Annotated in this window: 12 protein-coding genes; 8 read left to right on the forward strand and 4 right to left on the reverse strand. The window is 69.6% G+C overall.

Going from position 1 to position 13,550, the window contains the following annotated elements:
• Positions 1–32: 32 nt before the first annotated feature.
• The 5 genes from QM708_RS12585 to cls all read left to right on the forward strand — a co-directional run bounded on the left by QM708_RS12585 (position 33) and on the right by cls (position 6,633).
• On the forward strand, positions 33–833 hold the full coding sequence (locus tag QM708_RS12585) for a c-type cytochrome (protein ID WP_415109007.1): 801 nt from the start codon (positions 33–35) through the stop codon (positions 831–833).
• Positions 830–1,903, forward strand: coding sequence for a Rieske 2Fe-2S domain-containing protein (locus QM708_RS12590; protein WP_415109010.1), 1,074 nt, complete (start codon positions 830–832; stop codon positions 1,901–1,903). The genes QM708_RS12585 and QM708_RS12590 overlap by 4 nt, the downstream gene beginning before the upstream one ends.
• On the forward strand, positions 1,903–3,588 hold the full coding sequence (locus tag QM708_RS12595) for a cytochrome b (RefSeq protein ID WP_415109013.1): 1,686 nt from the start codon (positions 1,903–1,905) through the stop codon (positions 3,586–3,588). Before QM708_RS12590 ends, QM708_RS12595 begins: the two co-directional genes overlap by 1 nt.
• A gap of 87 nt (positions 3,589–3,675) precedes the next feature.
• The gene (locus QM708_RS12600; RefSeq protein WP_415109016.1) at positions 3,676–5,133 is read left to right on the forward strand and encodes a GuaB1 family IMP dehydrogenase-related protein; all 1,458 of its coding nucleotides are present in this window, start codon (positions 3,676–3,678) and stop codon (positions 5,131–5,133) included.
• 45 nt (positions 5,134–5,178) lie between these two features.
• A complete protein-coding gene (gene cls, locus QM708_RS12605) occupies positions 5,179–6,633 on the forward strand; it encodes a cardiolipin synthase (RefSeq protein ID WP_415109018.1) in 1,455 nt (484 codons plus the stop codon).
• A gap of 72 nt (positions 6,634–6,705) precedes the next feature.
• Here cls and QM708_RS12610 read toward each other — a convergent pair whose 3' ends face one another.
• Entirely contained in the window at positions 6,706–7,650 is a 945-nt protein-coding gene (locus QM708_RS12610) for a hypothetical protein (RefSeq protein WP_415111525.1), read from the reverse strand.
• A 146-nt stretch (positions 7,651–7,796) separates the two neighbouring features.
• On the opposite strand from QM708_RS12610, the gene QM708_RS12615 reads away from it, so the two are divergent.
• Entirely contained in the window at positions 7,797–8,312 is a 516-nt protein-coding gene (locus QM708_RS12615) for a peptidylprolyl isomerase (protein WP_415109021.1), read from the forward strand.
• 178 nt (positions 8,313–8,490) lie between these two features.
• On the opposite strand, the gene QM708_RS12620 is transcribed toward QM708_RS12615, so the two are convergent.
• Together QM708_RS12620 and QM708_RS12625 are read right to left on the reverse strand one after the other, a co-directional pair.
• Positions 8,491–8,766 carry an Lrp/AsnC family transcriptional regulator gene (locus QM708_RS12620; protein ID WP_415109024.1) on the reverse strand — a complete coding sequence of 92 codons (276 nt, stop codon included), beginning with the start codon at positions 8,764–8,766 and terminating at the stop codon, positions 8,491–8,493.
• A 147-nt stretch (positions 8,767–8,913) separates the two neighbouring features.
• The gene (locus QM708_RS12625) at positions 8,914–10,656 is read right to left on the reverse strand and encodes a DEDD exonuclease domain-containing protein (RefSeq protein WP_415109027.1); all 1,743 of its coding nucleotides are present in this window, start codon (positions 10,654–10,656) and stop codon (positions 8,914–8,916) included.
• Positions 10,657–10,943: 287 nt separating this feature from the next.
• Here QM708_RS12625 and QM708_RS12630 point away from each other — a divergent pair, with 287 nt between their 5' ends.
• Complete coding sequence (locus QM708_RS12630; RefSeq protein ID WP_415109029.1) at positions 10,944–11,408, forward strand: hypothetical protein; 465 nt, start codon at positions 10,944–10,946, stop codon at positions 11,406–11,408.
• 500 nt (positions 11,409–11,908) lie between these two features.
• Here QM708_RS12630 and QM708_RS12635 read toward each other — a convergent pair whose 3' ends face one another.
• The gene (locus QM708_RS12635) at positions 11,909–12,673 is read right to left on the reverse strand and encodes an alpha/beta hydrolase (RefSeq protein ID WP_415109032.1); all 765 of its coding nucleotides are present in this window, start codon (positions 12,671–12,673) and stop codon (positions 11,909–11,911) included.
• A 114-nt stretch (positions 12,674–12,787) separates the two neighbouring features.
• On the opposite strand from QM708_RS12635, the gene QM708_RS12640 reads away from it, so the two are divergent.
• The gene (locus QM708_RS12640; RefSeq protein ID WP_415109034.1) at positions 12,788–13,534 is read left to right on the forward strand and encodes a lysophospholipid acyltransferase family protein; all 747 of its coding nucleotides are present in this window, start codon (positions 12,788–12,790) and stop codon (positions 13,532–13,534) included.
• Positions 13,535–13,550: the final 16 nt, after the last annotated feature.

Consider the following 13,550-nt stretch of genomic DNA (forward strand, 5'->3'; position numbering starts at 1 on the left):
CCCGTCCGTCCCCGACTCCGAAAGGCGCATCCATGCGATCCGGATCCTCACGAAGGCGGCACAAGGCGGCGCGGCCACTCGCCGTGACGTTCGCCCTGGTGCTGATGGGGGCGCTGTACGCAGTGCTGAGCCCCGCTACGCAGGTGGCTGCCGACACCGGCATGTCCGCTCAGGTGGCCGAAGGCAAGGGCCTGTTCCAGGTCACCTGTGCCACCTGCCACGGCCTCAACGGCGAGGGCACCTCCCAAGGCCCGTCGCTGGTGGGCGTCGGCGCGGCATCGGTCGACTTCCAGATGAGCACCAACCGGATGCCGATGGCCAAGCCCGGCGCGCAGGCCCCGCGCAAGAACGTCACCTACTCCGCACAGGAGATCGCGGCGATCGCCGCGTTCGTCCAGACGCTCGGCCCCGGCCCGGCCATCCCGTCCTCGAGCGCCTACGACTACAGCAAGCTCGACGAAGAGGCGATCGCCCGCGGCGGCGAGTTGTTCCGTTCCAACTGCTCGGCCTGCCACCAGGCCGCCGGCTCGGGCGGTGCCCTGCCCAACGGTAAGTACGCGCCGCCGTTGCACGGCGTCGAGCCGCTGCACATCTACGAGGCCATGCGCACCGGTCCTCAGCAGATGCCGGTGTTCTCCGCCGGCGCCATCCCCGACGAGGACGTGGCGTCGATCATCGGCTACCTCAAGACGCTTGAGGAGCAGCCGTCCGCCGGGTTCTCCCTCGGCGGGCTCGGCCCGGTCACCGAAGGCTTCTTCGGCTGGGTCATCGGAATCGGAGGCCTGTGCCTCGTCGCCGTTTGGATCGCCTCCCGAGGAGCACGCGCGAAATGACGCCTGAACACTCCACCGCACTCGTCGCCGCTGAGGACGAGACCCTGCACCCGGTGCCCGATCCGGGCATCGAAGAGCATGTCGAGCGTTACAGCGATGTGGACGCCGCCGCCGGCAACCGCGCCTACCGCCAGGTGCTCGCCTGCTTCGGCCTGGTGCCGATCCTGGCGATCGCCTTCGTGGTGATCTACTTCGCCGTTCCCGCTCGCGCGACCTTCCACCTGCTGGGCGTGAACTGGCATGTGCACTCCACGCTGTTGGGCCTGACCGGTGGTCTGGCCGTGCTGCTGATCGGTATCGGCGCCATCCACTGGGCTCGCCAGCTGATGAACGACACCGAGGTCGCCGAGGAGCGCCACGCGGCCAGCTCCGATGAGGAGCAGAAGGCGGGCTTCGTGCAGAAGCTGAACGACGGCATCGCCGACGCCGGCGTGCAGCGTCGCGGCCTGCTGCTCGCCTCGCTGGGCGGCGCGCTCGGCATCGTCGCGGTTCCTGCGCTGGTCACCTTGGCCGACCTCGGCCCGTGGCCGGTCGCCGCCACCCGCCGGGAGACGATCGAGAAGACGATCTGGGCCGACGGCGTCCGCGTCGTGAATGACAGCAACTACCGGCCGCTCAAGGCGTCCGAGCTCGAGATCGGCCAGCTGGTCAACGCCGAGCCCGAGAGCCTGCTCAAGCTGCACGGCAAGGAGTACCAGAACGCCAAGGCCAAGGCGGCCCTCATCGTGGTGCGGATGGATCCCAATTCGATCCGCATCCCCGAGTCCCGCAAGGACTGGCATGTGGGCGGAATCCTGGCCTACAGCAAGATCTGCACCCACGTCGGTTGCCCGATCTCGCTGTGGGAACAGCAGACCCACCACCTGCTGTGCCCCTGCCACCAGTCGACCTTCGATCTGGGCAACTCCGGCGTCGTCGTGTTCGGCCCGGCCGCCCGCGCGCTGCCGCAGCTGCCGCTGAAGGTGGACGCCGAGGGTTACCTGGTCGCGCAGAGCGACTTCACCGTCCCGGTCGGCCCCAGCTACTTCGAGCGCGATTCCCGCAACGACTTCAAGGACGGTGATCGGTGATGGCGAAGCCCGCTGCCACGGCCGAACAGGCCGAGGTTCTTCAAACTCACGCCCCGACTCAGCAGGGTCCCGTCAAGGGTGTCACTGGCGTCGCCGCCTGGCTCGACGACCGGGTCGGCCTGGCGAAGATCGGCAAGGCGAGCCTGCGCAAGGTGTTCCCCGATCACTGGTCCTTCCTGCTCGGCGAGATCGCGCTGTACAGCTTCATCGTGCTGCTGCTCACCGGCATCTTCCTCACCATCTGGTTCAAGCCGTCGATGGCCGAGATCGAGTACGAGGGCAGCTACGAACTGATGCGGGGCCTGGCGATGAGCCAGGCGTTCGAGTCGACGCTGCACATCAGCTTCGACGTCCGCGGCGGCATGCTGGTGCGCCAGATCCACCACTGGGCGGCGATCCTGTTCATGGCGGCGATGACCGCGCACATGCTGCGCGTGTTCTTCACCGGCGCCTTCCGCAAGCCGCGCGAACTGAACTGGCTGATCGGCATCGGCCTGATCTCGCTGTCGATGATCGCCGGTATGACCGGCTACTCGCTGCCCGATGATCTGCTGTCCGGCACCGGTCTGCGCTTCACCGACGGCGCGATCCGTTCCGTGCCGCTGGTCGGTACCTGGGTGGAGTTCTTCGTGTTCGGCGGGGAGTACCCCGGCGACGCGATCATCGCCCGCTTCTACATGGCGCACATCCTGCTGATCCCGGCGATCCTGCTCGGCCTGATCGCCGCGCACATGACGCTGGTCGTCTACCACAAGCACACTCAGTTCCCCGGCCCCGGGCGCACCGAGAACAACGTGGTCGGCTACCCGCTGTTCCCCGTCTACATGGCCAAGGCCGGCGGCTTCTTCTTCATCGTCTTCGGCGTGCTGATCCTGATGGGCGCCACCATGTCGGTGAACCAGGTGTGGCTCTACGGCCCGTACAACCCGGCGCAGGTCACGGCCGGTTCGCAGCCCGACTGGTACATGGGCTGGGTCGAGGGCGCGGTCCGCATCATGCCCGGCTGGGAATCCCACTGGGGCGGCACCACCTGGTCGTGGAACATCTTCCTGCCGTTCGCGGTGCTGATGGGCATCTTCTACACCGCGTTGGGCGTCTGGCCGTTCGTGGAGGCGTGGATCACCGGCGACAAGCGTCCGCACCACATTCTCGACCGTCCGCGCAACGCGCCCACCCGCACCGGGCTCGGTATGGCCGGCGTGACCTTCTACGGCCTGATGTGGGCCGGCGGCGGCAACGACATCATCGCCACGCAGTTCAACGTGTCGCTGAACGCGGTCACCTGGTTCCTGCGCGTCGCGGTCTTCGTCGGCCCGGTGATCGCCTTCATCGTCACCAAGCGCATCTGCCTGTCGCTGCAGCGCGCCGACAAGCAGCGCGTGCTGCACGGATCCGAGTCCGGAATCCTGGTGCGCAGCCCGCAGGGCGGCTACTCCGAGCCCCATGTGCCGATCTCCGAAGACGAGGCGTTCACGCTCACCCAGCACCGGCAGTACACGCCGCTGGAGGCCTCGCCCACGCACGACGAGCACGGCGTGAAGATCAAGAACCCGAACCGGGTCAGCGGCTTCCGGGCACGGCTCTCGGCGTGGTACTCCGGCTACGACGTGACCAAGCCGACCGCCGGTGAGATCGCCGATTCGCATCACCACGGCGACGACGACAAGCCGGCGTTGCCGCACTGATCGCATCCGTAACAGTCCGAAGGCCCTCTCCGTCACGGAGGGGGCCTTCGGCGTTCTCGGGCCCGGTGAGCGGGTACGCTAACCGCCGTGCGATTCACCACCGGCAAGCCCGACCATGACCTGACCTACGACGACGTCTTCATGTCGCCGACGCGTTCCTCGGTGCGTTCGCGGATGGACGTGGACCTGTCCTCTACCGACGGTCTCGGGCTGCCGACGCCGCTGGTCGTGGCCAATATGACCGCGGTGTCGGGGCGGCGGATGGCCGAGACGGTGGCACGCCGGGGCGGCATCGCGATCATCCCCCAAGACCTCGCGGCCTCCGCGGTCGAGACCATCATCGGCAAGGTCAAGGGTGCCCACACGGTCTTCGACACCCCGATCCGCACCACGCCGGAGGCGTCGGTGTCCGAGGCGCTGGCGCTGATCCCCAAGCGCGCCCACGGCGTGGCCGTGGTGACCGAAGGCCGGCGTCCGGTGGGGCTGCTGTCGGCGTCCGATGCCGCCGGGCTGGACCGGTTCGTGCCGGTGCACGAGGCGATGACCACCGATCTCACCCTGGTGCCGGCGACGGCGCCGGCCAGCGACGTGTTCGAGCTGCTCACCGAGTCCCGCCGCCGGATCGCGATCGCGGTCGACGCCGCGGGCGAGGTGGTCGGCGTGCTCACCCTCAAGGGCGCGATGCGGTCGGCGATCTACTCCCCGGCGCTGGACGCCGCGGGCCGCCTGCGGATCGGTGCGGCCGTCGGCATCTCCGGCGAGGTGGCCGACCGGGCCCGCACTCTGCTCGCGGCCGGTGCCGACGTGCTGGTGATGGACACCGCGCACGGCCACCAGGACCGGATGCTGCAGGTGCTGTCCACCGTGCGCGCGATCCGGGACGAGCATGCGCGCGCCACCGGCGTCCGGGTGCCGCTGGTCGGCGGCAACGTGGTGACCGCCGAGGGCACCGTCGACCTGATCGAGGCGGGCGCCGACATCGTCAAGGTGGGGGTGGGGCCTGGTGCGATGTGCACCACCCGTATGCAGACCGGCGTGGGGCGTCCGCAGTTCTCCGCGGTGCTCGACTGCGCCGAAGCCGCCGCCGACGCGGGTCGGGCGATCTGGGCCGACGGCGGCGTCCGGCACCCCCGCGACGTGGCGCTGGCGCTGGCCGCCGGGGCCGGCGCGGTGATGATCGGCTCGTGGTTCGCCGGCACGCACGAGTCGACCGGCCCGCTGCTCACCGACCCGAACCACCGTGCCTACAAGGAGTCCTTCGGGATGGCGTCGGCCCGCGCGGTGCGGGCCCGCACCAAGGAGCAGTCGTTCTTCGACCGGGCGCGGGCGAGCCTGTTCGAGGAGGGCATCTCCTCGTCGCGAATGTACCTCGACCCGGGGCGTCCCGGCGTGGAGGACCTGATCGACTTCATCACCTCCGGCGTCCGGTCGTCGTGCACCTACGCGGGCGCGCGTACGCTCGCCGACTTCCACGCGCGCGCCACCATCGGCGTCCAGTCCCGCTCGGGCTACGAGGAGGGACGCCCGCTGCACTCCAGCTGGTGACCTTGGCCGGGCCACGGGGACGCGGCAGCGTCTAGGGTGCTCGTCATGGGAGCGGATCTGGTGTGGACCTGGGCCGGTGTCGCCTACGTCATCGACCTCGCGATCCGGATCGTCGCGCTCGGCGTGGTGCCGCGCAACCGGCGGCCGGCGTCCGGGGTGGCCTGGCTGCTCGCCATCGTGATGATCCCCTACCTGGGGCTGGTGCTGTTCCTGCTGCTCGGCCGCACCGACATCGGCCGCAAGCGGGACGCCCGCCAGCGGCTCGCCAATGCGCGCGTGCACGAGGTGGCGCCCACCATCCCCGCCGCGACGCTACCGGCCGGCACCCCCGACTACGTGCATGCGGCCGCGACGCTGAACACCAACCTGGGGTCGCTGCCGATGCGGGCCGGAAACCGGGTCGAACTGATCCCTGGCTATCAGCAGGCGATCGAGGCGATCGCGGCCGAGATCGACCGGGCCAGACGGTTCGTGCACGTGCAGTACTACATCACCGCCTGGGACCACGCCACCGCCCCGGTGTACGAGGCGCTGGTGCGGGCCACCGAACGGGGCGTGAAGGTGCGGTTGCTCGTCGACCACGTCGGCACCAGCCGGATTCCCGGCTACCGCAGGTTCGAGCGCACCCTCAACGCCTCGGGCATCGAGTGGTACCCGATGATGCCGGTGCGGCCGCTGCGCGGCGACTTCCAGCGGCCCGACCTGCGCAATCACCGCAAGATCGTCGTCGTTGACGGCACCGTCGCCTTCACCGGCTCGCAGAACCTGATCGAACCCAGCTACGGCAAGCCCAAACACCAAAAAGCCGGACGCCGCTGGGTCGAGCTGGTGATGCGCTGCGAGGGCCCGCTGGTGGAGACGCTCGACGTGGTGTTCGCCACCGACTGGCTCACCGAGACCGGCGAGGTGCTGATCGACGAGATCGCCATCGTCCCGCCCGAGCGTGGCGAGGTGTGCGCCCAGGTGATCCCGAGCGGTCCCGGTGTGGTCGCCGAGAACAACCTGCGCGCGTTCGTGACGCTCATCGCGAACGCGCGGCACCGGGTGTCGCTGGTCAGCCCCTACTTCGTGCCCGATGAGTCGCTGCTGTACGCGGTGACCACGGCGGCGCTGCGCGGCGTCGAGGTGGAACTGTTCGTCTCCGAGGGCAAGGAGCAGTTCATGGTGTTCCACGCCCAGCGCTCCTACTACGAGGAACTGCTGCGCCACGGCGTCCGGATCTGGCTCTACCCCGAGCCCTTCGTGCTGCACACCAAGTGCTTCACCGTCGACGACGACGTCGCCGTGATCGGATCCTCCAATATGGACATGCGCTCGTTCGCGCTCAACTTCGAGGTCTCGGTGCTGCTCACCGGCGGGGACGTGGTGGCCCAGACCAACCAGGTGATCGACGGCTACCGGGCCCTGTCGCGCGAACTGGTCCTCCAGGAGTGGCTGACCCGCCCGCTGCGCCACCAATACCTCGACAACGTGCTGCGGCTGACGGCGGCCCTGCAATAGGCCGACGCCGACGGGGTCCGGACGGCGAAGCGGGACGCGACCTCACGGTCACGCCCCGCTCCTTGGTTTGTCTCAGCGCTTGGCCCGGGTGAAGCCGGCCGCGGTCGCGGCGTCCTCACTGGCGAACCAGACGTCGGCGATCGTCCGCTCGTAACCGCCGCCGCCGGGGACGTGGTACTTCATCGAACGCTCGTTGCCCTTGATCACGAAGCCCTCCGGCGGCTCGGCCCCCACGTAGGAGCCGTCCCCGTAAGGGCTATCCGCGAAAGGGGCAGCATCGCCCTCCGTGTCGCCCGCGGGCTCCTCGGTGGGATCGTCGGACCCGAGCACTTCGCCGCCGTCGTCGAGCCACTGCTCGGCCGCGTCCTCGGTGGTGACATCGTCGGCTGCCGCGGGCTCGGACGCCGCATCGGTGTGCGCGACCTCGTCCACGACCGTCTGCGGGGGAGTCGGCACGTAGGGCTGACTCGGCTCGTGCGCCTGCCATCCCGAATCCGCCGGGGCGAACAGCTTGCGCAGCGCCACCACGACCGCGGCCAGCAGGCCACCGGCGAGCACGACACCGCCGAACGTCTTCCAGCCCGAACGCTTCTTCGCGGCCGGCGCGGGAACCTCGGCCACCTCGACCTTGGCGATCTCGTCGGCGGCATCATGCAGCAACTCGCTCAACGCCGGCAGGATCTCGTGCTGCACCTTCTGGCGGCCGGCGTCCAGGGCCGGGGCCAGCTTGGAGTAGGCCTCGTCCACCGCCGGGGTGATCCGCTCGAGGGCGTCATCAAGGGCCGGCTGCACGGCGTCCATCGCCTGTGCGGCCAGCTTGGCGCCCTTCTTCTTGGCTTCCTGAGCACGCGGGGTGACGTACTCGCCGACCTGCTGGATGGCGTCCTGCGCGCGCGGGGCCAGGTACTCCTGGGCCTGCTGCAGGTATTCGGTGGCCTGGGCGAGCGCTTCTTTGCCCAGGTCGTTCGCGGCGTGGGCGGTATCGCCGACGGCGCGCTCGAGGTCTTTCCGGTTCACGGTCTTCCTCCGTACTTTCGGTGTGTTCGCGTGATCGCGTGCGTCCACGGTACCCGCGTGGTGAACCCGGGCGATAGCGGTTTGGGTAACGTGGTGGATGACTGTGCGCCTGCGGGCGCCAGGGCACCTCTCGAAAGGAATCCAACGTGCAGCAGGCGACGCTCCACACCAACCACGGCGACATCGTCCTCAACCTGTTCGACGAGCAGGCACCGAAGACGGTGGCGAACTTCGTCGGCCTCGCGACCGGTACGAAGGAGTACCGCGACCCCGAGACCGGCGCGCCGACCACCGGCAACTTCTATGACGGCCTCACCTTCCACCGGGTCATCGACGGCTTCATGATCCAGGGCGGCTGCCCGCTCGGAGTCGGCACCGGCGGCCCCGGCTACAAGTTCGGCGACGAGTTCCACCCCGAGCTCGCGTTCAGCAAGCCCTACCTGCTGGCCATGGCGAACGCCGGCCCCGGCACCAACGGCTCGCAGTTCTTCATCACGGTCGTTCCGACCCCGCACCTCAACTTCCGGCACACCATCTTCGGTGAGGTGGCCGATCAGGCCAGCCGCGACGTGGTGGACGCCATCGCGTCGGTGCGCACCGGGCGAGCCGACCGTCCGGTCGAGCCGGTCGTGATCACCTCGGTCGAGGTCACCGAAGCCTGAGGTTCGTCCTCGTCGCGCACACCCCGGGAGCCGGACGGCCCCGGGGTGTGTTGTGTCCGGTAGCCCCGGGTCGTCGTGCCTGGCGGGCCGGGGTAGTCGTGCCCGGTGGGCCGGGGTTGTCGTGCCCGGTGGGCCGGAGTAGTCGTGCCTGGTGCCCCGGGATTGTCGCGTCCGGTGGTCAGTCGCCCAGCGAGAAGGCCGCTTCGAGATCGTGGGTCGAGTACGCCCGGAACGCCAGGTGGGTGCGGGTCCCGGTCACGCCGGGCACCTTGTTGATCGTGCCGACCACCACGTCCGAGATGGACTCCACGCTGCGGGTGCGGACGATCGCGATCAGGTCGACCTCGCCGGTGACCGAGTACACCTCGGTGACGCCGTCGAGCGCGGCGATCTCTTCGGCGACCTCGCCCACCCGGGCAGGCTCGGTGTTGATGAAGACGATGGCGGTGTTCATGAGCCCACCCTAGTATCCGCCGGCCCGGCGGGGGACGGGGTGGACCGGGTCGTCGGCGTCGGCTTGGCCGACCGGCGCCCCCGCACCGGGGCCGCCGGCGTCCGCTGAGGTGGCGGTACCTGTATCTCGACGAGGTCTTGGATGTGTTCAACCCGGACCGGGGCCGCCGGCATCCGCTGAGGTGGCGAGGGCGTGCCGGGGCAGGTCGTCGGGCGCGATGCTGCCGTGCAGCGGCCAGGCCCACTCGCCCTCGATGTCGATGATCCGGACGCCGGGGCGCTCCAGCCAGGCGGCGACTCGCTCCACCTCCTCGACACTCGCTGCCGGCTGACCGGGCAGCGGGGGAGCGACCCGATCGGCCGCGGCCGCCGCGTCGGCGGCGATGCCGGGCACCCACTCGCCCGGCCGGGCGAACGCGGCGGCGGCAAGGCGTCCGTAGCGCACGACGTGCACCTCCCAGCCGCGGTCGGCGCGGCAGGCGGCCACGATCTGAGGGCAGCGCGCCAGCGCGGTCAGGCGGCGGGCGCGGGTGGAGGCGCGCACGAAGGCGTCCAGACGGGCGGTGAGCCGGCCGGCCTCCTCGAAACGCTCCTGGGCGATCAGCTGCTCCAGCCGGGCGCGGGGTGAGCGGACGACCGCGCGGACATCGACGGTCAGGCTGGTGCGCACGGCGTCGGTCACCTCGAGATAGGCCTCGCGGCTGACCGTCCGGTCGCAGGGGGCCAGGCAGCGGCCGAGATCGCCCAGCGCGCACCTGCCGGTCGGCGTGCGCGCGCTCAGCCTGGTGGTGCACTGCCGGATCGGGAACGCCTCATAGATCGCCAGGCACACCTGGTCGGCGCCGGCCCGCGACGAGAACGGCCCGAAATAGCAGGCGCCGTCGTCGGTGACCTGCCGCACGATCGACAGGCGTGGGAAAGCCTCGTCGGTCAGCTTGATCCACTGCTGGCGGTCGGGGAACTTCGACCGCCGGTTGTACCGCGGCGCGTGCGCGGCGATCAGCCTGAGCTCGAGCACCTCCGCCTCCAGCGCGGTGCGGCACACGGTGGTCTCGACGCCGGTCGCGATCCGGACCATCTCTTCCATCCGGGGGCGTTTCTCGGCGGCGGTGAAATAGCTACGGACGCGGGCGCGCAGGTTCACGCTCTTGCCGACGTAGAGCACCTGCCGGCGCACGACGCCGTCGCGGTCGGGCAGGTCGGCGACGAACTGGTACACACCCGGCAAGGCGGGCACATCACTCGCCCAGGTGCGTTTGGCGCGCCGCTCGGCGGAGACGCCTCGGGTGAACTCGAGCAGATCTTCCAGGGTGTGCACATTGCGGTTGCCGACCCGCTCCAGCAGGCCGTGCAGCACCTGCACGGTGGCGCGCGCGTCGGTGAGCGCCCGGTGATTAGGCGCCTCGGCCACCTTGAAGAACCGCGCGAGCGTGGCCAGCTTCACGTTCGGCACCTCGTCGCGAAGCAGGACGCCGCGGGCCAGCGCCACCGTGTCGACGACCGGGAACCCGGGCCAGGCCAGCTGTTGGGCGGCGCAGGCCCGCTTGAGGAAGCCGACGTCGAAGCCGGCATTGTGGGCGACCAGCACCGCGTCGCGGGCGAACTCCAGGAACGGCGGGATCACCTGGTCGATGCGCGGGGCGTCGGCGACCATGGGATCGGTGATCCCGGTCAACACCGAGATCAGCGGGGGGATATGCGCGTCGGGATTCACCAGCGTCGCGAACTCGCCGGTCACCTCGCCACCTTGCACGCGCACCGCCCCCACTTCGGTGATTCGCGCCTCCGGGCCCGCGCCGGTGGTCTCCAGGTCGACCACCACGAATGGCGTCGTCGCCAGGTGGCGGCCGAGATCGTCGAAGCTGGGCTGGTAGGCGGCGGACGAGTTCATGCCCCGCAGGCTAGAGATCGCCTCCGACGTTTTCTGGACGCCCTGCGCGTCAGCCCAGCGCGACGGCGCGGCGCGGAGGGCGGGAGCGGGGGCTGGACAGAACTGCCGGAATCGTCACAGGAAACCTGGCTCAGCGGACGCCCGCGGCAGATGTGTGTGACAAATCTGGCACTTCGGGTGCGGGGACGAGGATCACGCAGGCTCTCGCGCGGACGGTCGATGGTCGGTGCCATACTTCCGGGCGTGGTCGTAAAGCTCGAAGCGCTCGGCTGACAGGGGTGAGGATCGTGTCCGACGATGTGCGGGTGACCCTGCGCGAGATGCGGGCCTTGGCCCAGGCGTGGGGCGCTCTCGACGGTGTGACGGTCACTGTCGATGCCGACGGTGTGGAGTGCTACTGGGAGGCCGGCGACACGGAGGTCGCCGTGCTCTACTGGGAGACCGCGGACGGATGGAACGGCACTCTCTCGTGGACTACGAACCGGGCGGGGTCAGGACGCGACGAGGGCGTGGTCGAGTTCGGTGATGCCGGCACGGAGGGAGCCGATCAGTGGCTGCGTCTCGTGCGAGGGTTGTTCCGTTCCGAGTTGGTCTGGCTCGTCTCCGGTCGGCGGTGGCGCAGGAGCAAGGTGGAGATCGATGGGACGTCCGTCTCCGGTCCGCGCGTGGAACCGGCGTCGTGGGAGGAACGGTACGTGCTCGTGCCGAACCTGACCGACGAAGCAGCGCAACGGCGGGGTGAACGAACCTAGAGGAATGGCCGACTCACGAGGAGGTCTTCTCCGGGATGGCTGCGGCGCGTGGGCTAAGAAATAGTCGGAATGACGGGGGCTTTCCACGCGATCCGCGGGAAGGGCCAGGATGTGGTCGCTATGGAGGCCGCAGGGTGGTCCCATAGCGACCACATCCTGGCCCTACGGTCGAAACCGCCTGGGCAGCGCTCTGAAAACGACACTTTCTTGGTCCTTACGCCGAAACACGCCGAAACACCCTTGCCGGTGGATCTGCCGCGGTGGATCCCGGGCTCCGATCGTCGCCGCGGGCGATCAACGTGGAGTGGTGGGGGTGTTGGCCAGAACGGCCGGAATCGTCACAGGAAACCGGTCTCGGCGGGGGCGGGCGCCGGATTCGTGTGACAAATCCGGCATCGCGGGTGCGGGGCGCGCGGGCAGTCCGCTCCGCTACCCGGAGGCGGCCGGGACGCCGGTCATCGTGGCGGGGAACTCCAGGTGGTGGGGGATGGGCTTGCGGCCTATCGGCTTGTTGGGGCCGGGGCGTCGGTCATCGCGGCCAGGAACTCCAGGGAGCGCGCGAAGATCGTCTCCTTGTCGTAGTCGAGCGTGGCGACGTGGTAGCTGTTCTCCAACACCACCTCGGTGATCGACAGCGACGACACCAGCCGGACGATGGCGTCGGAGGACGATCCTGGCACCACGTGGTCGATCGAGGACCGGAACAGGATGATCGGGCAGGTGATCAGGTCGAGGCAGGACCGCACGTCCGCCCATAGTTTGAAGAGTTGATGAACCCCGGCGACCGGGGTCATCTCGTAGGCGCCCTCATCGACGCCGGGGCGCTTGATGTCGTTGCCGACCGACTTCACCGCGGGCACCACGTACTTCAGCAGACCCGACAGCCGGGCGATCGGGTCGACGGCGCCCAGCGCCGGGTTGACCAGCATCAGGCCGGCCACGTCGGGGTGCTGTTCGGCCAGCCGCAGGGCAAGCGAGCCGCCCATCGACAGGCCGGCCACGAACACCCGCTCGCAACGTTGCGACAAGGTGCGATATTCGGCGTCGACACAGTCGTACCAGTCGGTCCAGGCGGTGACGTTCATCTCCTGCCAGGCGGTGGCATGCCCGGGCAGGCGCGGCACGGCCACCGTGTAGCCGGCGGCATGGAGCCGTTCGGCCCACTCCCGCATGGCCGCCGGGCTGCCGGTGAAACCGTGGCTGAGCAGGACGCCGACGGACCCGCCGTCGGCGTGGAAGGCGCGCATATGTTCCGGATTCGCCATGCCCCAACTCTAGACGCGGGCGCCACCGACCCGTCCCCTTTGTCGCGCGCCCCCGGGAGCGTTCTCGGAAACCCGCGCGTCGGGCACTAGGCTGACCCGCCAGGAGGTCAACACATGGGCTGGTACGAGTTCTTCAAGGTTCCGTTTCGGGCGCTGGTCAAGTACGGCTATCACGGGCGCACCGAGGGCGAGGAGAACATTCCCCAGACGGGGCCGGTGATCCTGGCCGGCAACCACATCGGTGCCGCCGACACGTTCGTGATGCCGGCGCTGATCAAGCGCCGGGTGACCTTCCCGGCGAAGGCCGAGATCTTCAGCGGCAAAGGCGGGATCGTGCCCAAGCTGGTCGCCTGGTTCGTCAAGGCCGTCGGCCAGGTGCCGCTGGACCGCTCAGGAGGGCGAGCGTCCGCCGACGGGCTCGGGCCGATCCTCGAGGTGCTGGCCAACGGCGGAGTCGCGGGGATCTTCCCCGAGGGCAGCCGTTCCCCCGACGGCCGCATGTTCAAGGGCAAGACTGGTGTGGCGCGGCTCGCGCTCGAGTCGGGTGCGGTGGTGATTCCGGTGGGCGTGATCGACACCGAGTTCACCGGCAAGCGTCTCGGCATCCCGTGGGCGACCAGGCCGCTGGTCCGCTTCGGCGAGCCGCTCGACTTTTCCGCCTACGCGGGCGCCAAGAACGACCGTGCCACGCTGCGCTGGGTCACCGACGAGATCATGGCTGCGGTGCAGTCCCTCACCGGTCAGACGTACGTGGACGCCTACTCGACCTCGGTGAAGTTCGGCGGCATGACGCCGGAGGAGACTCAGCGCCGCACCAAGCCGCGCCCCGGAGGCGGACCGGCGCCGACCCCGCGCACCTGAGCACTATCCTGTCGGG

It is taken from the genome of Propioniciclava sp. (assembly GCF_047602245.1).
In the GTDB taxonomy this organism is placed as follows: Bacteria; Actinomycetota; Actinomycetes; order Propionibacteriales; family Propionibacteriaceae; genus Propioniciclava.

Excerpts from the sequence above, each read along its gene's own strand:
- QM708_RS12585 (WP_415109007.1), top strand. The coding sequence starts at position 33 with ATGCGATCCGGATCCTCACGAAGGCGGCACAAGGCGGCGCGGCCACTC.
- QM708_RS12590 (WP_415109010.1), top strand. The coding sequence starts at position 830 with ATGACGCCTGAACACTCCACCGCACTCGTCGCCGCTGAGGACGAGACC.
- QM708_RS12595 (WP_415109013.1), top strand. The coding sequence starts at position 1,903 with ATGGCGAAGCCCGCTGCCACGGCCGAACAGGCCGAGGTTCTTCAAACT.
- cls (WP_415109018.1), top strand. The coding sequence starts at position 5,179 with ATGGGAGCGGATCTGGTGTGGACCTGGGCCGGTGTCGCCTACGTCATC.
- QM708_RS12620 (WP_415109024.1), bottom strand. The coding sequence starts at position 8,766 with ATGAACACCGCCATCGTCTTCATCAACACCGAGCCTGCCCGGGTGGGC.
- QM708_RS12625 (WP_415109027.1), bottom strand. The coding sequence starts at position 10,656 with ATGAACTCGTCCGCCGCCTACCAGCCCAGCTTCGACGATCTCGGCCGC.
- QM708_RS12635 (WP_415109032.1), bottom strand. The coding sequence starts at position 12,673 with ATGGCGAATCCGGAACATATGCGCGCCTTCCACGCCGACGGCGGGTCC.
- QM708_RS12640 (WP_415109034.1), top strand. The coding sequence starts at position 12,788 with ATGGGCTGGTACGAGTTCTTCAAGGTTCCGTTTCGGGCGCTGGTCAAG.